Below are 19,491 nucleotides of genomic sequence, written 5' to 3'. Positions count from 1 at the left end.
ATATTCAGGCCTTTGCAGGAGCTGTAGTAATACTTGGTCTGCGGGAGACTGCGTTATTTTTCAAAATCATGCTGTCTGAGCGACGTCAGGAGCGAGTTCATGATTTTGGAAAATGTTTTTAGCAGTCTTTCGCAGGCTTAGTATTACTAGGCTCCGAAACAGCCAAATATCGAAGTGGGGACCGGACGCGTCCGTTTGTTAATCATGCTCATATGAACTCTATTTATTCCGTTTACCTCTATATTTCTCCTCGCAATACTTACACCGGTAAACCTCATTCTCTTCATCTGCAAGAACAAAAATCTGATCCAGTCCCTGCTCGATGGAAGTAATGCAGCGAGGATTCTTGCATTTGATCACGTTCACAACCTGCTTCGGCAGCTTCAGCTCTTTCTTTGCAACGATCTTTTCGTCCTTGATGATATTTACGGTAATATTATGATCGATAAAACCAAGGATATCCAGATCCAGATCCTCGATGGGGCATTCAACCTTGATGATATCCTTTTTTCCCATTTTCTGGCTGCGGGCATTTTTGATGATAGCAACCGTACAGTCCAGCTTATCCAGCTTCAGGTCATGATAGATCGTCATTGCCTTGCCGGCTTTGATATGATCCAGAACATAACCCTCACGAAGAGCACCTACGTTTAACATGGCAGTTCCACCTCCAGTAATGTAAGAATCAGGGCCATACGGACATACACACCATACTGGACCTGTTTGAAATAAGCGGCACGTGGATCAGAATCCACTTCAACAGAAATCTCGTTAACACGTGGGAGTGGGTGGAGGACATACATATCCTTCGGTGCAAGCTCCATTTTCTGTTTGTCCAGAACATAGAAATCTTTCATGCGGACATAATCTTCTTCGTTGAAGAAACGTTCCTTCTGAACACGGGTCATGTACAGGATATCCAGATCCGGAAGTGCATCCTCCAGACGTTCCTCCTCGACAAACTCAACATTGTTGCGTTTCAGAACATCCTCACGGATATAGCTTGGAATACGAAGCTCCTCCGGAGAGATCAGAACAAATTTCACATTTTCATAACGGACCAGAGCCTCGATCAGAGAGTGAACGGTACGACCGAATTTCAGGTCGCCGCAGAGGCCGATGGTAATATTGTCAAGTCTGCCCTTCAGGGAACGGATAGTTAAAAGATCGGTTAATGTCTGGGTAGGATGCTGGTGGCCGCCATCGCCGGCATTGATCACCGGAATATTGGATGACATAGAAGCTACAAGCGGAGCACCCTCTTTCGGATGACGCATAGCACAGATATCTGCATAACAGGAAACAACGCGAATAGTATCGGCAACGCTCTCACCTTTGGATGCGGAGCTGGAATCAGCAGAAGAAAAACCGAGAACCTTTCCTCCAAGATTCATCATGGCTGCTTCGAAGCTTAAACGTGTACGTGTACTTGGTTCGTAAAACAATGTCGCAAGCCTTTTATCATCACAGGTATGCGCATACTTTTTTGGATTTTTCCCGATGTTGTCGGCAAGATTCAGAAGCTTATCAAGCTCTTCAACCGAGAGATCCAAAGGACTCATTAAATGTCTCATGTTGTACCTCCAATTATTTACTGGAAATAAGATTCCTTCCAGTTATCATATAATATAACTGTGAGATTTTCAAGAGACTTTCCGAGGATTTTGTCGAAGAAGCCATTCGAAAAAGAGACCGGTAAAAAACCACAGAGGAGCATAGTCCAGCCGGATCACTCCTTTATACTGAAGCGGAACATGAGAATAATCCCAGGGACAGATGTGAAGCTTCTGAAAAAAAGATCCGCTTAAAAATTCCACGAAAAAAATCCCGCAGCTGTAAATGATCCCCCGTACCATAATCGGAAAGCGGGCAAACTTGTAGTAAGCCGGACGGATCAGTGCTGCAAGTCCGTAAACAGGAAACATCAGAAGAGAGGTTTTGCCCATCATAGTAAAATGTCCGGTGACAAGAGAGTGCAGTCCTGTCCATAAGATCTCCAGACACCAGCCTGTAAAACCGCACAGAAAAAAATCCTTCTTTTGCATTTTAAAGCTCCTTCTCATCGGCAGAAATCCTGCGCTTTCCGGAAAAATGTCAGTTTAACTGAAATAAGAAAGTCCCCTGCGGGGCTGCGAATATCCCCCTGGACTTTAAATATATTTAACGTGGAAAAGCGTCTTTAATAGCCTTCCCTGCCTTGAAAAAAATATACACGTGGGTTATAATGAACAAAATTATTACTGCAAAGTGAAAAAGCAGTAATGGATCATCAACACATGCGGAAGGAGAAAACAGACGATGAATTATGAAGAAAGTCGTGCCTACATCAGAGCTGCGGAACTGAAAAAGGGAATTGTTCTGGGACTGGAAAATATGAGAGAACTGATGAGGCGGCTTGGAGATCCCCAGGATGAACTGAAGTATGTTCATGTAGCGGGAACTAATGGAAAGGGTTCTGTGATCGCATATCTGTATTCCGCTTTATCAGGTGCAGGTTACCGGGTCGGAAGATATATTTCCCCGGCGGTCTATTCCTACAGAGAGAGGATGGAGGTTAACGGAGAACCTGTCAGCAGAGAGAAATTTGCAGCATATGTGACAAGGATCGCGGAGGTGATCGATGAGATCGTAAAAGAGGGAAAACCGCATCCGTCAGTATTTGAAATTGAAACTGCAGCCGCATTTCTTTATTTTCGGGATGAGAAATGCGATCTGGTATTAATGGAAGTTGGTATGGGCGGTGATCTGGATGCCACCAACATTATAAGTACTACAGTTCTTTCTATTCTGGTATCCATCAGTATGGATCATACGGCATTTCTTGGAAATACCCTGGGCGAGATAGCAGAAAAAAAGGCCGGCATCATTAAACCGAACAGTCATATGGTAACTGTAAAGCAGCAGCCGGAGGCAGAGGCGGTCATACGAAGAATATGTGCAGAACAGAATGTGCCATACGAGACAGCAGACCGAGACAGCGCAGAAGTACTGGAAGCATCCATAACCGGCCAGACCTTTCTTTATAAAGGAGAAAAATATACAATATCCCTGGCAGGTGCCTATCAGAAGGAAAATGCGGTGGCAGCGCTCCGGGCACTGGAAATCCTGAATGAACAGGGATATCCCACAACACTGGTCCAGAGACAGGATGGATTGAAACGTACCACCTGGCCGGGAAGATTTGCACTTCTCGGGACAGAACCGGATTTTGTGGTTGATGGAGCTCATAACCCTGCAGCGGCAGACATGCTGGCTGCATCCATTGAACGGTATTTTAAGGGAAAAAGGATCATCTACATCATGGGAATGTTCCGTGACAAGGATTACCGCAAGGTCATCCGGAAAACAGAAAAATACGCAGATACCATCCTGACGATTGCGGCACCGGATAACCCCAGGGCTCTGACCCCGCAGGAGCTGGCAGATGCGGTGCGGGAATTTCATTCTGATGTAAGGCCCTTTGACAACATCGAAGCCGCAGTGGCAGAGGCCTATCAGCTGGCAGGAAAAGAGGATGTGATCATTGCTTTTGGTTCCCTGGCGTTCCTGGGGGATCTTACAGAAATTATCAGGAAACATAACGGAGGAAACCAATGACGGATTTGGAAAGATACAGAGACGAGATCGATGAGATCGACAGTGAGATCGTACGTCTCTTTGAAAAACGAATGAAGGTGAGTGAGGAAGTCGCTGAATATAAAATAAAAACCGGTAAGCAGGTACTGGATCCGGTACGTGAGAGCCAGAAGATCCATACGCTGAAAAACAAGGCCCACGGGGACTTTAACAGCCTCGGCGTGCAGGAACTTTTCCGTCAGATCATGGCCATCAGCCGTAAGAGACAGTACCAGCTGTTGACAGAGCATGGGATTTACGGAGAGCGTAATTTCACAACTGTGAAGCATGTTCCCCTTGAAAACGCAACGGTTGTGTTCCAGGGTGTAGAGGGAGCCTACAGCTATGCGGCTATGCGGCAGTACTTTGGGAAAAATATCGAAAGCTACCATGTAAAAACATGGAGGACAGCTATGGAGGATGTAACCCATGGCACGGCCGATTATGCGGTACTTCCTATTGAGAATTCTACTGCAGGTATCGTGGCTGATATTTATGACCTTCTTATGGAGTACAGGCTGTATATCGTAGGCGAGCAGATCATCCGTGTGGACCATGTGCTTCTGGGCATGCCGGATGCACAGATAGGGGATATCAGGGAAGTCTGCTCTCATCCTCAGGGGCTTGCCCAGTGCAAGGCATTTCTGGAGGAAAACCCTTCCTGGAAAAAGAAGGAAGTGGAAAACACTGCAGGCGCGGCCAAAAAGGTCAGTGAGGTGAGGGACAAAGGCGTGGCAGCTATCGCAAGCCGTGAGGCTGGTGAGGTATTCGGTCTGAAGGTCCTTGCAGAAAATATCTGCAGAGAAAAAGCAAACTCCACACGTTTTATTATTGTAAGCAGGAAACCGGAATACGAGGAAAAGGCCGGGAAGATCAGCATCTGTTTTGAGCTGCCTCATGAAAGCGGAACTCTTTACAACATGCTTTCCCATATTATCTACAACGGACTGAACATGACCAAAATTGAATCCCGTCCGATTCCGGGAAAATCCTGGGAATACCGTTTTTTCGTGGATTTCACAGGGAAACTTGGAGAAAGCGCTGTGGAGAATGCGTTAAGAGGAATCGAGGCGGAGGCGAATGTTCTCCGTGTTCTTGGAAATTATTAAGATACAGAGGAGTTAAATTATTATGTTGGCAAGAATTCAGGAATGTATCCTTTACCGTGGATTTTCAAACGGTGAGATACTGGACGATATGACAGAACTTATTAATCTTTATGAAGTAGATGAAGAAGCACTCAAGGCAAGAGAAGACCAGTTTTTCAAAAGTGTCAACGGGCTGGTGGAGCTGGCAGGAATGTACGGTTTTTCCGGAAATATCTGGCATACATATCTTACCTTCCTTCTGGTAAATCATGAGAACGCTTTCAGTATGGCAAGCGAGATACGAGGAGCGATCAAGGGCAGCATTAACGACCTGGCAAAAAATGATTTCCAGATTTTCAAGGAATTGTATGATTTTGACATCACGGTCTTTGATAAAGTGTTCGGAACTGTATGCTGCAGGGTGATCTGTGATTACCAGACACCGGATGAGAACAGCAAGCTCTTTAATACCAGGATCCGTGACCGTATCTGTCAGATGAGCAAAACCCTGGCAGCAGCCACCACAACCGAAGAATTTATGGATGATATGGTATCCTTCTATAAAGATTTCGGTGTTGGCAAGCTTGGTCTCCATAAGGCATTCCGTATCGGCCACGATGAGGAGGGAAAGGTGGAGATCCAGCCTATCACAAGGATCGCACATGTGAAGATCGATGATCTGGTAGGATATGAGATCGCCAAGAAAAAGCTCATTGATAACACAGAGGCATTTGTACAGGGGAGAAAGGCGAACAACTGTCTGCTCTTTGGTGATGCGGGAACCGGTAAATCTTCCAGTATCAAGGGAATCCTGAATCAGTATTATGATCAGGGACTTCGTATCATTGAGGCCTATAAGCATCAGTTCCAGGATCTTAATGAAGTCATCGCCCAGATCAAAAACCGTAACTATCGTTTTATCATTTATATGGATGATCTTTCCTTTGAGGAATTTGAGATTGAATATAAATACCTGAAAGCAGTGATCGAGGGCGGTCTTGAGAAAAAACCGGACAATGTCCTGATCTATGCCACAAGCAACCGGCGTAATCTTGTCCGTGAGCGTGCCACAGACAAGCTGGAGATCGCAGATGACAATGATCTGCATTCCTCCGACACCGTGCAGGAGAAGCTTTCCCTGGTATATCGCTTTGGTGTCCGTATCTACTTTGGCAAACCGGACAAAAAACAGTTCCAGGAGATCGTCCGCACACTGGCAGCCCGTTATGGAGTTACCATGCCGGAGGAGGAGCTTCTTCTGAAAGCCAACCAGTGGGAGATCTCTCACGGCGGACTGACCGGACGTGCAGCGCAGCAGTTTATTGATTACATTGTGGGAACAGAGGAAGAAAAAAAGAAATAGTTTACCTGTGTATTGGGGGAAAGGATGAAAAACTATGGCGGTGACAACCTTTGCGGCAATTGATATAGGCTCCTATGAAGTCAGTATGAAGATCTTTGAAATGTCAAAGCGGATCGGCTTCCGGGAGATCAATGATGTCCGTTACCAGCTGGAGCTGGGTCGTGGAACTTATGCTGCAGGACGGCTTGAGATGGAGACTGTGGATGAGCTCTGCGAGATCCTTAATGATTTTAAACGCATGATGGCTGAATTTGGGGTAGAAAGCTGGCGTGCGTGTGCAACAAGCTCTCTCCGTGAGCTGGAAAATCCGGTGATCATCCTGGAGCAGATCTATCAGAGAACCGGTATCCGGGTAGAGATCCTGAGTAATGCGGAACAGCATTTCCTGGGATATAAATCCATTGCTGCCATTGAATCCGGATTCAAAAAGGCTATTCAGAAGGGAACGGCGATCCTGGATATCGGAGGAGGAAATCTGCAGATCTCTCTCTTTGACAAAGATGCCCTGGTGCTGACCCAGAGTATCCGTATGGGAAGTCTTCGTATCCGCGAACGTCTGAAAGAACTGGAGAAAACAACTCCACATTATGACCGGCTGATAGAGGAATTTATCCGAAATGATCTGATAAGCTTTCAACGTCTTTATCTTAAGGACAAGGAAATCTCCAATCTGATCCTGATGGGAGATTTTCTCACAGATACGATCTTTCAGGACAGATCCGGAGAGAATATCATCACAAAGGAGGAATTCCTGAAGAAATACGAGACCATTGTAAACATGTCCGATCATGACCTTGCCGAATCCATGGAGTTGGAACCGGAATATGCGTCTCTGATCGTGCCGAACATGGTTATCATCCGAAATTTTATAGAAATCTTTCAGGCAGAAGCACTCTGGATCCCGGGTGTTTCTCTTCTGGACGGGATTGCCTATGATCATGCGGAAAAAAACAAATATCTGAAAAATGTACATAATTTTGAAAATGATATCCTGGTGGCATCCAGGAACATTGCCAAAAGGTATTCCAGCGGAAAGAACCACATTGCAGGAACTACCGATGTGGCACTGGATATTTTTGACAGCACAAGGAAGATCCACGGCATGGGAAAACGTGAACGGCTTCTTCTGCAGATCGCAGTTCTTCTTCATGACTGCGGAAAATATATCAGTATGAGTGAGGTGGCAGAATGTTCTTACCGAATCATCATGGCTACGGAGATCATAGGTCTTTCCACAGAGGAGCGGCAGGTGATCGCAAGTGCGGTGAGGTACAATACCAGAGAATTCGGCTGCTACGAAGAAATCAACCGTGAAACATCCATGAGCAGGGGAAATTATCTCCTGACTGCGAAGCTGACTGCGATTCTCCGCCTGGCCAATGCTATGGACAGAAGCCATTACCAGAAGGTAAAAGCGCTTAATGTAACCTTAAAAGACAGGATCCTTTACCTGGTGGTGGATTCCGCAAGGGATGTTTCTCTGGAACTGGGGCTTCTGAAAGATAAAAAGGAATTTTTTGAAGAAGTGTTTGGCATCCGGCTTGTAATGAGACGGAAGGGAAAAAGATAACGGAGGAGGTTTTGGTATGAAATTTAAGGAATTTGACAAACCGGAATATTTTGTAAACAGAGAACTGAGCTGGATCAAATTTGATGATCGTGTGCTCAGTGAAGCCAGAGACAAAAGTCTACCTCTGTTTGAGAGACTGAAATTTTTGAGTATCACCTCATCCAATCTGGATGAATTTTATATGGTCCGTGTTGCATCCCTGAAGGATCAGGTTCATGCAGGGTACAAAAAAACAGATATTGCAGGAATGACAGCCAAGGAACAGCTGAAAGCCATCAGCCGGCAGACACATGATCTTGTTCACGTACAGTACAGTACATTAAACCGGTCTCTGGTCCCTGCACTTGAAAAAGCAGGACTTCATGTGATCTTTGAGCACGAGGCATTTTCCGAGAAGCAGAAAGAATTTGTGGATCAGTATTTTGAAGATAATGTATATCCGGTCCTGACACCAATGGCAATGGATTCTTCCAGACCGTTTCCTCTGATCCGTAATAAAACGCTGAATATCGGAGCGCTTCTTTCCAAAAAAGATACCAAGAAGGGAAAAGAAGAGATTGATTTTGCCACTGTACAGGTGCCTTCTGTACTTCCGAGAGTAGTGATCATTCCATCTGAGAAAAAAGGCCATACAACCGTAACGCTTCTGGAACAGATCATTGAGCGCAACATTGACAAGCTGTTCTTAAGCTACGATGTGATCTGTGCCCATCCGTACAGGATCATGCGTAATGCGGATCTTCCTATTGACGAGGATGAGGCAGAGGATCTTCTGGTTGAGATCCAGAAACAGCTGAAAAAGCGCCAGTGGGGAGAGGTGATCCGCCTGGAAGTGGAAGATAAGATGGATCCGCGGCTTCTGGATATCCTGAAAATGGAGTTCCAGGTTCATGGAGATGATATCTTTTTTATCAACGGACCGCTGGATCTGACCATGCTGATGAAGGTTTATGGCATTGACGGATACGAGCAGTTCAAGGAACCGAAATACAAACCGGCAGCAGTGCCTGCATTTCAGAATGACAAAGATATTTTTCAGGTGATCCGGGAGGGTGATGTGTTCCTGCATCATCCGTATATGAGCTTTGATCCGGTGGTGGATTTTGTGCGTCAGGCGGCAAAGGACCCGGATGTACTGGCAATCAAGCAGACCCTGTATCGCGTCAGCGGCAATTCACCCATCATTGCAGCACTTGCTCAGGCCGCAGAAAACGGCAAGCAGGTTTCTGTTCTTGTAGAGCTGAAAGCGCGTTTTGATGAGGAAAACAATATCGTCTGGGCAAAAATGCTGGAAAAGGCAGGCTGTCATGTGATCTATGGTCTGGTGGGCCTGAAAACACACAGTAAGATCACTCTTGTTGTGAGAAGAGAAGAAAACGGGATCCGCAGATATGTGCATCTGGCAACCGGAAACTATAACGATTCCACAGCCAAGCTTTATACAGACTGTGGTATATTTACCTGTGACGAACGGTTTGGAGAGGATGCAACTGCTGTGTTCAACATGCTTTCCGGATATTCCGAGCCGAAGCGCTGGAATCGCCTGATCGTTGCACCGATCTGGATGAAGGACCGTTTTGTAAAAATGATCGAAAGAGAAGCGGAGCATGCGAAAAAGGGAGAAGAGGCTCACATTGCGGCAAAGATGAATTCTCTGTGTGACCCTGAGATCATGGCAGCGCTGTATTATGCTTCTTCCTGTGGGGTCAGGATCGATCTTCTGATCCGCGGCATCTGCTGCCTGAAGGTGGGCATTCCGGGTATCAGCGAAAATATCCACGTGCGTTCGATCGTTGGTAATTTCCTGGAGCACAGCCGTATTTTCTATTTCCGCAATGGCGGTTCCGATGAAATCTATATGGGAAGTGCGGATTGGATGCCACGTAACCTTGACCGTCGTGTGGAGATTGTTTTCCCTGTGGAAGATGAGCGGATCAAGGAAGAAATCATGCATGTGCTGGATCTGGAATTCCGTGACAATGTAAAAGCACATATCCTGCAGCCCTCCGGTTTGTATGAGAAGCAGGACAAACGTGGCAAAACGCTGATAAATTCCCAGATGGAATTCTGCAGGGAGGCTACCGAGCGGGCCAAGGCAGCAAAAAAGGAGAAAAAAGAAAAGAAGAGAGTCTTCGTACCGGCTGAACCGGCGGAGGATATTATAAAATAGTAAAAGAAAAGGACAGCCTGTCATATCAATTTATGATACAGCTGTCCTTAAATAATGCTCTCAAAGATTATCCGGATTCATATTTCCGCAGTTAGAGATCCGGTGGTACTTGCTCCCGGTAGAGGAAATCCAGACCATAACACCCACCGGCTCCGGATCAGAGCAAAGTTTAAAAGCGATAACAGGAAAAAGTGAAGTATAACAATCACAAAAAAGCAGTCAGAATAAAAATCCTAACTGCTTTCTGCTGATAGCCAGTACGGGAATCGAACCCGTGTTTCCGCCGTGAGAGGGCGGCGTCTTAACCCCTTGACCAACTGGCCATATTCATTTGTATCGTTTGCTCTTGCTTTCTGCTGATTTCCGCAACCGACTTCGTTAGTATATAATACTTTCTTACAAAATGCAAGCAATTTTTTTGCTTTTTTTGAAAAAAAATTTCACCCTGTTTTTTGACAATTTTTTTGACGGAAAAATCTATTGATGATATGATAGATACAAAACGAAATGGAATAAAAAAATATAAAGAGGAAGAGTATGGATTACAGAAAAAAGAAAAATTTGATATGGAAGGGAGAATCCTTTCTTTTTGTTGTGGTGCTGCTGGTTTTTGGCGTGATCTTTGCGGCGATCCACACAGGGGGGCTGATCCAGAATCAGGACAGTGTACAGCTTCTTAACAAAGGATGGTACTACATAAAAGACGGAAAAAAACAGGAGATCACCCTGCCTGCGGAAATTCCGGCAAAAACAGGTGAAAAGCTGATCCTGTACAATGAAAGTCTGGGAGCGGAAAGCAGAGGAATGACCGTGGCTTCTACAGGAGCCCAGTACGATCTGGTGATACGCCTGAATGGAAAGATCCTGTATGAATATAAGGAGGCCATGTTTTCCAAAAATGTGCAGATGCGTTCCAAGGTGCAGTGCATCGCCGCTCTGGGTAATAACACAGAGGGAAAAGTCCTGACGTTCAGCTATTCTGCGCCTCAGAGAGGAAAATATGTTATAGAGCCGGTATGCATAGGAACCGGAAGTGCAATAGCCTGGTATCAGATCAGAAAAGCAGCCATTCCTTTAGGGGCGGCAACGATCATGATCGTATTAAGTATGATCGCCCTGTGCATCTGCATTTATATGAGAATAAGGCAGATGCCGGACAGACGGTTCCGGGATGTGGCACTGTTCCTTATGATGTGCAGTATCTGGCTGGTGACGGACTCATCATTGGCACAAAGCTACAGCAGATGCCCCGAAGTATTATGTCTCATTTCTTTTTATATGTTCATGCTGCTGGCAGTTCCGATGCTGCGTTTTTTGCAGAATATCGGAAACATGAAAAAATACAGGCTCCTGGATCTTGGAATCTTTACATTTTATCTGAATGCTGTTTTACAGGGAGTTCTGGTGATCCTGGGAGCCTTTGAATTTAAGGATATGCTGTTTGTAACACATATCCTGCTGTTTGTGTGGGTCCTGATATCAGCGGTACTTCTGATCCAGGAGTACCGGAAGCATAAACAGCGTGAGATACATCTGCTTCTCATTGCATATATCATCGTGGGAGCAAGCGGTATCATAGCGCTGATCCTGTACTGGCTGTTCGAGATTTCCTACTATGGATCCATTTTTGAATTGGGAAATCTTGTGTTTCTTGTGTTGGTCATTGCAGACGCAGTCATGATGATGGCAGACAACGTCCGTTACCGTCTGGAATCCCAGGCTTACGAACGACTGTCCAGAGAGGATGGGATGACAGGACTTGAGACGAGAGCCAATTTTGAGAAAAAACTGGAAAGTATTTCCGCAGATACGGGCAGATACCGGGATATCCTTCTTATGTATATCGATATCGATCAGCTTCGCGTGATCAACGAAGAATACGGACGGGCTGCAGGAGACGAGATGGTGGTGATCTCGGCCAGATGTGTGGAGAATGTTTTCCGGGAAAAAGGAACCTGCTACCGCATCGGCGGGGATGAATTTGCGGTTCTGGTCTATGATCCGGAAGTACCGGATGAATTCTGGCCGGAACGCCTGAAAGAAGAGCTCCGGAATATCGGGAGAGGATGCAGACATTGTTGTTCGTTATCTCTGGGATGCAGCCATCTGCGGAATAAGGAGGGTTCTCTGAAATCCATAGGAGAATGGAAATATGAAGCAGACAGGAAGCTTTATGAGAACAAAAAGAAGGGGGATTTGAAAAATGGAGTATATTAACTGCTTTCAGATCACATCCCTTGTTCTGGTGACGATGATCGCGATACATTATTTTTCTCATAAAAGACTGAACAATGCGGAAAACAGAAATTTTGTATGTTTTCTGGCTTTCAGCGGCGTTTACGTGCTGTTGGATATGCTGAGTGCGGTGATTGCGGGAGGCGGCAGCCGTGAAGGCTGCAGAAGGTCATCGCTGGTCCTGACTCTCTATTATTTCTGTGATGTCATACTTACCTATGGGCTTTTCTGCTATATTCGGATCATCACCGGAAGACAAAAAGAGAAATATAAATGGCTGAAAACCTGCTGGGTGGTCCTGCCGGCTGCAATGCTGCTGGCAGTTACAGCAAACTTGCGGACGGGATGGCTTTTTTATTTTAACCAGGAAGGTAGATTTATCCGGGGAAGTTTTTATTTTCTGATCTATGGATATGTATTCTTTTTTATGCTGGTGATCGTTGCATTTATGTTACGTTATGGAAAAACAGCAGAAAAAGAAATACGGCGCACCATATGGAGATTTTGGTTTATCGAAGCAGCCTGCCTGTTTCTCCAGATTGCCGCGGAAAGAATACTGCTTACCGGCTTCGGACTTTCTGTAGGACTTTGGCTGGTCTATCTTACTATGAACAATCCAGGTGAATATACGGACAGTATGACAGGTTTATTTGACAAACAGTATTTTGACAAATGGATCGGAGAAAAGCTCTATCGAAAAGAAAGCTTTCATCTGCTTGCTGTGGATGCCCGCAATATGAAGCAGATCAACCGGATCTACGGTACCAGAGTGGGAGATCAGCTGCTGATCCGGATGGCGAAGGGATTTCGGGAGATCACGGATTCGGTGCAGATCTTTCGTATCACAGGCAATTGCTTTCTGGCAGTGCTGGACTCGCTGACAGATTATGAAAAAGCCAGAGACGGCATAGAAGAATTTCTGAAAAAGCCGTTTTTTATCGAAAACGAAAAGGTGTCGTTCCATGCTGCAATCTGTGGGATCATGAATGCGGAAAAACTGGAAAAAGAGGATAGTATTCTTTCTTATATTGAATATATGATCTCTCTGATACAGAACCGTCAGGATACGGTCCTGATCCAGTCGGACAGCAAGATCCTGGAGGGCTTCCGATATGAGCAGGAAGTGGAGCATTTTCTTCAGAAGGCTGTGAAAGAGAATCTGTTCGAGGTATATTATCAGCCGGTATACTCCATAAAAAACAAGGATTTTGTTACGCTGGAGGCGCTGAGCCGGCTGAAACATCCTGTTCTGGGAATGATTCCGCCGGATGTGTTTATCGGGATCGCGGAAAAACAGGGAATGATCTCGGCAGTGGGATGTATTCAGCTTCACAAGGTCTGCCGTTTTATAAAAGAACATGAATATATCATGAAGAAGATCCAGAATGTGAAATTCAATCTTTCTCCTTCCGAACTGATGAAACCCGGATACAGCCATGTGCTTATCGGGATCATACAGGGGTATGGATTAGATCCGGGATATTTTCAGTTTGAGATCACGGAAAATGTGGCAACCGAATACAGCGAAAGCTTCTGCACAGCCATTGATGATTTTGCAGAAGTGGGGATCCACATGTGTCTGGATGATTTCGGTTCCGGTTATGCAAATCTGAACGCAGTTCTTCGCATTCCGTTTTCAGCAGTAAAAATGGACCGTTCTCTTTTGTCCGGGGTCAGCAGCGATCCTCAGACGGCTACCTTTTATCGCAGCATTGTCATGATCCTGCAGCATATGGGATATAAGGTGATCGTAGAAGGCGCTGAGACCGAAAAGGAGGTAAAGCTTCTGGAAAAATGGGGTGTGGATATGATACAGGGATATTATTTTTCCAGGCCCCTGTGCGAGGAGAAGCTTCTGGAAAAAATTTCCTGAAAGGATCAGAAACAGGCGGAAAATATGCTTTCATAAAAAGCAGGGTTTTCCGCCTGTTGTATTCAGACAGACACAAATTGCTTGAAGTTTACAGATACTTTTGATAGAATAGATAAGCTGTGGCGGCTGAAGAAAGCGATTTTTCGGAAGACCGGTTCCTTGAACTGCCACGCGTATCTTTTGGAAAAATTGCAGAAAAAAGATGATCATGTGGACTTTACAAGTACATATATTTTGAGTATAATACAAACAAACGTTCGAATATAAAAAGAAAGGAATCAGTGGAATGGCAAAAAAAGACACTTATGATGCGGGCAGTATCTCTGTCCTGGAGGGCCTCGAGGCCGTGCGAAAGCGCCCCGGTATGTACATCGGAAGCGTATCCAGAAAGGGACTGAACCATCTGATATATGAGATCGTAGACAATGCGGTGGATGAGCACCTTGCAGGGTACTGCAGCCGTATCCATGTAGTTCTTGAGAAGGACGGTTCCTGTACAGTAGAGGATAATGGACGAGGGATCCCGGTGGATATGCATGCCAAGGGAATATCTGCGGAGCGTCTTGTTTTTACAACCCTTCATGCAGGCGGTAAGTTTGACAATTCCGCATATAAGACAAGCGGAGGACTTCATGGTGTAGGTTCTTCCGTAGTGAACGCATTATCTACGTATCTGGATATTAAGATCAGCCGTGATGGTTATATACATCATGACCACTATGAGAGAGGAATCCCTACCATTGAACTGGAAGCAGGACTTCTCCCCAAATTAGGGAAGACCAGAGGTACCGGAACCTGTGTGAATTTCCTTCCGGATCCGGAGATTTTTGAGAAAACAAGATTCGGAGCAGCGGATGTAAAGAGCCGTCTTCATGAGACTGCCTATCTGAATCCGGAGCTTACCATCCATTTTGAGGATCGAAGAGGGGACACTCCTGAGGATATCGAGTATCATGAGCCGGAGGGAATCGTAGGCTTTATCCGTGACCTTAACAAGAATGCACAGTCTCTCCATGATCCGGTTTATTTTAAAGGAGAGGCAGACGGGATCCAGGTGGAGGTTGCTTTTCAGTTTACCAATGAGTTCCGTGAGAACGTTCTGGGATTCTGTAACAATATCTACAATGCAGAGGGAGGAACTCATCTGACCGGATTTAAGACTACCTTCACAACGGTAATGAACACCTACGCGCGTGAGATCGGTGTACTGAAGGATAAAGACCCCAATTTTACAGGTGCAGATATCCGAAACGGAATGACTGCTGTAGTCTCCATCAAGCATCCGGCACCCCGCTTTGAGGGACAGACCAAGACCAAGCTGGACAACCAGGACGCATCCAGAGCCACCGCCAAGGTAGCAGGAGAACAGCTGGTACTGTTTTTTGACAGAAATCTGGAAACACTGAAGATCGTCCTTTCCTGTGCGGAAAAGGCGGCCAAGATCCGTAAGACCGAGGAGCGTGCCAAGACAAACCTTCTTACCAAACAGAAATATTCTTTTGATTCCAACGGCAAGCTGGCCAACTGTGAGAAGAAAGATCCGTCACTGTGTGAGATCTTTATCGTAGAGGGAGATTCCGCCGGCGGTTCGGCCAAGACAGCCAGAGACCGTAACTATCAGGCGATCCTTCCGATCCGCGGTAAGATCCTCAACGTAGAGAAGGCTACCATCGACAAGGTGCTGGCCAACGCAGAGATCAAGACTATGATTAATGCCTTTGGATGCGGCTTTTCCGAAGGCTACGGAAATGATTTTGATATCACGAAGCTTCGCTATGACAAGATCGTGATCATGGCCGATGCGGATGTGGATGGTGCTCATATCTCTACTCTGCTTCTGACCTTGTTTTACCGTTTTATGCCGGAGCTAATCTATGAGGGACATGTGTATATTGCCATGCCACCTCTTTATAAGGTAATGCCGAAGAAGGGGCAGGAGGAATATCTCTACGATGACAAGGCTCTTGAGAAATACCGTAAGAGCCATAAACCGGGAAGCTTCACACTCCAGAGATACAAAGGTCTCGGTGAGATGGACGCCCAGCAGCTCTGGGAGACTACCCTGAACCCTGAGACAAGAATGATGAAGCGTGTGGAGATCGAAGATGCCCGCATGGCCTCCGATGTGACAGAGATCCTGATGGGAAGCGATGTTCCGCCACGTAAGGCCTTTATCTATGAGCATGCAACAGATGCAGAGCTGGATATTTGATTGGGAGAATAAACTATGAATACGAAACAGGACAATATCATCCGCACCGATTATGCGGAGATCATGCAGAAATCATATATCGATTACGCCATGAGCGTTATCATTTCCAGAGCACTGCCGGATGTACGTGACGGACTGAAGCCGGTACAGCGCCGTACCCTTTACGATATGTATGAGTTGGGCATCCGTTACGACCGCCCGTACCGTAAATGTGCCCGTATCGTAGGAGATACTATGGGTAAATATCATCCCCACGGTGACAGCTCCATTTATGATGCGCTTGTAGTCATGGCGCAGGAATTTAAAAAGGGTCGTACACTGGTGGACGGACATGGAAACTTTGGTTCCATCGAGGGAGACGGAGCCGCAGCCATGCGATACACAGAGGCCCGCCTGGAGAAGCTGACCCAGGAGGTTTTTCTGGAAGATCTTGATAAGAACGTTGTGGATTTTATGCCGAACTTTGATGAAACAGAGAAGGAGCCGGTAGTACTTCCGGTGCGTATTCCAAACATCCTTGTAAACGGAGCAGACGGAATAGCCGTTGGTATGGCTACCAGCATCCCGCCGCATAACCTGGGCGAAGTGGTGGATGCTGTGAAGGCATACATGAAGAATAATGATATCAGCACCCGTGGGCTGATGCGTTATCTCAAGGGTCCGGATTTTCCGACAGGTGGTATCGTAGTAAATAAGGACGACCTTGTAAAGATCTATGAATCCGGAACAGGTAAGCTCCGTATCCGTGGACGGGTGGAAATAGAGAAGCTGAAGGGCGGTCGCCAGCAGCTGGTGATCACAGAGATTCCTTACACCATGATCGGTGCAAACATCGGAAAATTCCTTAATGATATCGCAACCCTGGTAGAGACCAAGAAGACCACAGATATCGTGGATATTTCCAACCAGTCTTCCAAGGAGGGAATCCGTATCGTTCTGGAACTGAAGCGCGATGCAGACGTGGAGAATCTTACCAACATGCTCTATAAGAAGACCCGACTGGAGGATACCTTCGGTGTCAACATGCTGGCAGTTGCAGACGGAAGACCGGAAACACTGGGACTGAAGCAGATCATTGCTCACCATGTGGACTTTGTATTTGAAGTAAATTCCAGAAAATATACAACCCTTCTTGCCAAGGAACAGGAGAAACGGGAGATCCAGGAAGGCCTTATCAAAGCCTGCGATGTCATTGACCTGATCATCGAGATCCTCCGTGGCAGCAAGAGCCGTGACCAGGTAAAGAAATGCCTGACCGATGGTATCACAGAAGGGATTAAATTCAAGACCAAGACCTCCGAAAAAGCGGCAAAAACCCTGAAATTCACAGAAAAACAGGCCGCAGCTATCCTGGACATGCGTCTTTACAAGCTGATCGGTCTGGAGATCGATGCTCTGATGAAGGAGCATGAGGAAACCATGAAGAACATTGCTGCTTATGAGGATATCCTGAATAATTATGACTCCATGGCAGCAGTGATCATGGGTGAACTGGATCAGATCAAGAAGGAATACGGCAGTAAGCGTAAGACTTCCATTGAAAACGCAGAGGAAGCTGTTTATGAGGAGAAGAAGATGGAAGAGACCGAAGTCTGCTTCCTGATGGATCGTTTCGGATATATGCGTCTCATTGACAAGAATGCCTACGAGCGTAATAAGGATGCCGCTCATGCAGAGAGCCGCTATGTCTTTACCTGCATGAATACGGACAAGATCTGTATCTTTACAGATACCGGCAAGCTCCACACAGTGAAGGCAGAGGATATCCCGCTGGTACGTTTCCGTGATAAAGGTGTTCCGGCAGATAATCTGGGTAATTATGACAGTACTTCCGAGCAGATCCTTTATGTGGCACCGCTGAGCCAGGTGGAAGCCTCCACAGTGCTCTTTGTTACAGAGAACGGCATGTGCAAGCTGGTAAAAGGAGAAGAGTTCCGTGCTTCCAAGCGTACCATTGTTTCCACCAAGCTTGCAGAGGATGACCGCCTTGTATTCGTAGGAGCAGCCGACGAGATGGATCAGGTGGTGTTCCAGTCTGAGAAGGGTTACTTCCTCCGTATCCTGAAAACCGAGATCTCCGTCACCAAGAAAAACGCTCTGGGTGTCCGAGGCATGAAGCTTACCGGCGAAGACCGCATCCACCACGCCTATCTCCTGGAGAGCCGCCAGGAATATGCCATTGAGTATCATGATAAGCCGTATGTACTGAATAAAGTGAAACTGGCTAAGAGAGATACGAAGGGCGTGAAGCCGCGGGTATAAAAGACGCGAAGAGGATTGCGGATAACTGGCAGATAGGATATGATAGGGTTATATGAAAATGGGAGGCGTTAAAAATGCGATATGATCTTCCGGAAAGAGTTATAAGAGAACTATTTTCATTTGCCACAAAACATTCTGTCAGAAAGATCATCCTCTTTGGGTCCCGTGCAAGAGGAAACAATACAGAAAGAAGTGATGTAGATATTGCTGTATATGGAGGAGATTTTGATTCATTTTACTGGGATATCAAAGAAAATATCCATTCACTTCTGATGTTTGATGTAATTAATGCAGATGATTCAATTTCTGAAGAACTCAAAAAAGAAATTAAAAAGGATGGAGTTGTGATCTATGAAAAAGCTTGATAATTTTTCTAATTGTCTTACTATATTAAGAAATGCAGATTTCAAACTTGCGGATAACAACGATATTTACAGAACCGGCGTGATCGGACAGTTCAACCTGACTTTCGAGCTTGCCTGGAAAGCTCTTCAGGAGATCCTGCGACTCCACGGGGCAGAAGGAGCAGACACCGGTTTACCGAGAGAAATCCTGCAGCTTGGCTATAAGCTGGGCTTCGTAAACGATTCAGCAGTGTGGCTGCTCATGCTGAAAAAGAGTAACACATCTGTCCATATATATAATGAGCAGGAAGTAGATGAGATGATTCTGCTCATCCGCGACAGCTTTATTTCGGCTTTTGTGGCTCTTGAGAAAACATTGAGGGAGAAGCTGGCAGAAGCGGAGAGCGACTGGACGTAAATAAAGAGAATACAATTTTACAGAATATATACTTCCCACCGATCAGGTATATTAACCCGGCCGGTGGGGATTTTTTGCCCTCTTGACAGTATGTGCCAAACTTCCGTGCTGATTTTATGTCAAACAGTGGAAAAAACATGGATTGTGGATAGCTGGTATATTGAATTTCAGATTTGCATATGCTATAATGCCAGTAGGCAAAAGGAAATAGAATAGTTCTATGACAAAGAACGACCCCTCGGAATGTACCGCGAATACATCCGAGGGGTCTTCTCTTTTTATTTCAGTGGTTGAGCATCCACCAGGCTATTTGTTGTCCCTGTCATGTCTGTCTAACCATT

The 19,491-nt window shown here is 45.8% G+C and carries 14 protein-coding genes and 1 tRNA gene; 11 read left to right on the top strand and 4 right to left on the bottom strand.

Annotated elements, in window-relative coordinates; translation table 11 throughout:
• Positions 1–219 precede the first annotated feature (219 nt).
• The 3 genes from V9W66_RS03335 to V9W66_RS03325 form a co-directional block, all read right to left on the bottom strand.
• Entirely contained in the window at positions 220–657 is a 438-nt protein-coding gene (locus tag V9W66_RS03335) for an aspartate carbamoyltransferase regulatory subunit (protein WP_015525765.1), read from the bottom strand.
• The gene (gene pyrB, locus V9W66_RS03330) at positions 651–1,574 is read right to left on the bottom strand and encodes an aspartate carbamoyltransferase (RefSeq protein ID WP_144095210.1); all 924 of its coding nucleotides are present in this window, start codon (positions 1,572–1,574) and stop codon (positions 651–653) included. Before pyrB ends, V9W66_RS03335 begins: the two co-directional genes overlap by 7 nt.
• Before the next feature lie 69 nt (positions 1,575–1,643).
• Positions 1,644–2,045 (bottom strand): putative ABC transporter permease, encoded by a 402-nt coding sequence (locus V9W66_RS03325; RefSeq protein WP_144095208.1) that lies wholly within the window; start codon positions 2,043–2,045, stop codon positions 1,644–1,646.
• A 253-nt stretch (positions 2,046–2,298) separates the two neighbouring features.
• Here V9W66_RS03325 and V9W66_RS03320 point away from each other — a divergent pair, with 253 nt between their 5' ends.
• The 5 genes from V9W66_RS03320 to V9W66_RS03300 are packed head-to-tail and all read left to right on the top strand — an operon-like array spanning position 2,299 to position 9,806.
• On the top strand, positions 2,299–3,597 hold the full coding sequence (locus V9W66_RS03320; RefSeq protein WP_144100290.1) for a bifunctional folylpolyglutamate synthase/dihydrofolate synthase: 1,299 nt from the start codon (positions 2,299–2,301) through the stop codon (positions 3,595–3,597).
• Positions 3,594–4,724 carry a prephenate dehydratase gene (pheA, locus tag V9W66_RS03315; protein WP_144095204.1) on the top strand — a complete coding sequence of 377 codons (1,131 nt, stop codon included), beginning with the start codon at positions 3,594–3,596 and terminating at the stop codon, positions 4,722–4,724. The genes V9W66_RS03320 and pheA overlap by 4 nt, the downstream gene beginning before the upstream one ends.
• 25 nt (positions 4,725–4,749) lie before the next feature.
• On the top strand, positions 4,750–6,066 hold the full coding sequence (locus V9W66_RS03310) for an ATP-binding protein (protein ID WP_144095236.1): 1,317 nt from the start codon (positions 4,750–4,752) through the stop codon (positions 6,064–6,066).
• A gap of 34 nt (positions 6,067–6,100) precedes the next feature.
• Positions 6,101–7,636: a Ppx/GppA phosphatase family protein gene (locus V9W66_RS03305; protein ID WP_144095201.1), complete on the top strand. Its 1,536-nt coding sequence runs from the start codon at positions 6,101–6,103 to the stop codon at positions 7,634–7,636.
• 16 nt (positions 7,637–7,652) lie between these two features.
• On the top strand, positions 7,653–9,806 hold the full coding sequence (locus tag V9W66_RS03300) for an RNA degradosome polyphosphate kinase (RefSeq protein WP_144095199.1): 2,154 nt from the start codon (positions 7,653–7,655) through the stop codon (positions 9,804–9,806).
• Between the two features lie 251 nt (positions 9,807–10,057).
• On the opposite strand, the gene V9W66_RS03295 is transcribed toward V9W66_RS03300, so the two are convergent.
• A tRNA-Glu gene (locus V9W66_RS03295) sits at positions 10,058–10,129 on the bottom strand.
• A 214-nt stretch (positions 10,130–10,343) separates the two neighbouring features.
• Between V9W66_RS03295 and V9W66_RS03290 the strand changes: the two genes are divergently transcribed.
• The 6 genes from V9W66_RS03290 to V9W66_RS03265 all read left to right on the top strand — a co-directional run bounded on the left by V9W66_RS03290 (position 10,344) and on the right by V9W66_RS03265 (position 19,150).
• On the top strand, positions 10,344–12,023 hold the full coding sequence (locus tag V9W66_RS03290) for a GGDEF domain-containing protein (protein ID WP_144095197.1): 1,680 nt from the start codon (positions 10,344–10,346) through the stop codon (positions 12,021–12,023).
• Positions 12,010–13,914, top strand: coding sequence for an EAL domain-containing protein (locus V9W66_RS03285; RefSeq protein WP_243121815.1), 1,905 nt, complete (start codon positions 12,010–12,012; stop codon positions 13,912–13,914). The genes V9W66_RS03290 and V9W66_RS03285 overlap by 14 nt, the downstream gene beginning before the upstream one ends.
• Positions 13,915–14,200: 286 nt before the next feature.
• Positions 14,201–16,126: a DNA gyrase/topoisomerase IV subunit B gene (locus V9W66_RS03280; protein WP_144095195.1), complete on the top strand. Its 1,926-nt coding sequence runs from the start codon at positions 14,201–14,203 to the stop codon at positions 16,124–16,126.
• A 15-nt stretch (positions 16,127–16,141) separates the two neighbouring features.
• Positions 16,142–18,388, top strand: coding sequence for a DNA gyrase/topoisomerase IV subunit A (locus V9W66_RS03275; RefSeq protein WP_144100292.1), 2,247 nt, complete (start codon positions 16,142–16,144; stop codon positions 18,386–18,388).
• 74 nt (positions 18,389–18,462) lie between these two features.
• A complete protein-coding gene (locus V9W66_RS03270; RefSeq protein WP_118513700.1) occupies positions 18,463–18,753 on the top strand; it encodes a nucleotidyltransferase family protein in 291 nt (96 codons plus the stop codon).
• A complete protein-coding gene (locus V9W66_RS03265; protein WP_144095191.1) occupies positions 18,740–19,150 on the top strand; it encodes an HI0074 family nucleotidyltransferase substrate-binding subunit in 411 nt (136 codons plus the stop codon). Before V9W66_RS03270 ends, V9W66_RS03265 begins: the two co-directional genes overlap by 14 nt.
• The last annotated feature ends 341 nt before the right edge of the window (positions 19,151–19,491 follow it).

Origin of the sequence: Blautia massiliensis (ex Durand et al. 2017) (assembly GCF_051861785.1) — a bacterium.
Classification (GTDB): Bacteria; Bacillota; Clostridia; order Lachnospirales; family Lachnospiraceae; genus Blautia_A; species Blautia_A luti_A.
The sequence above is the reverse complement of the archived record's forward strand: the minus strand, read 5'-3'. Positions and strand labels throughout refer to the sequence as shown.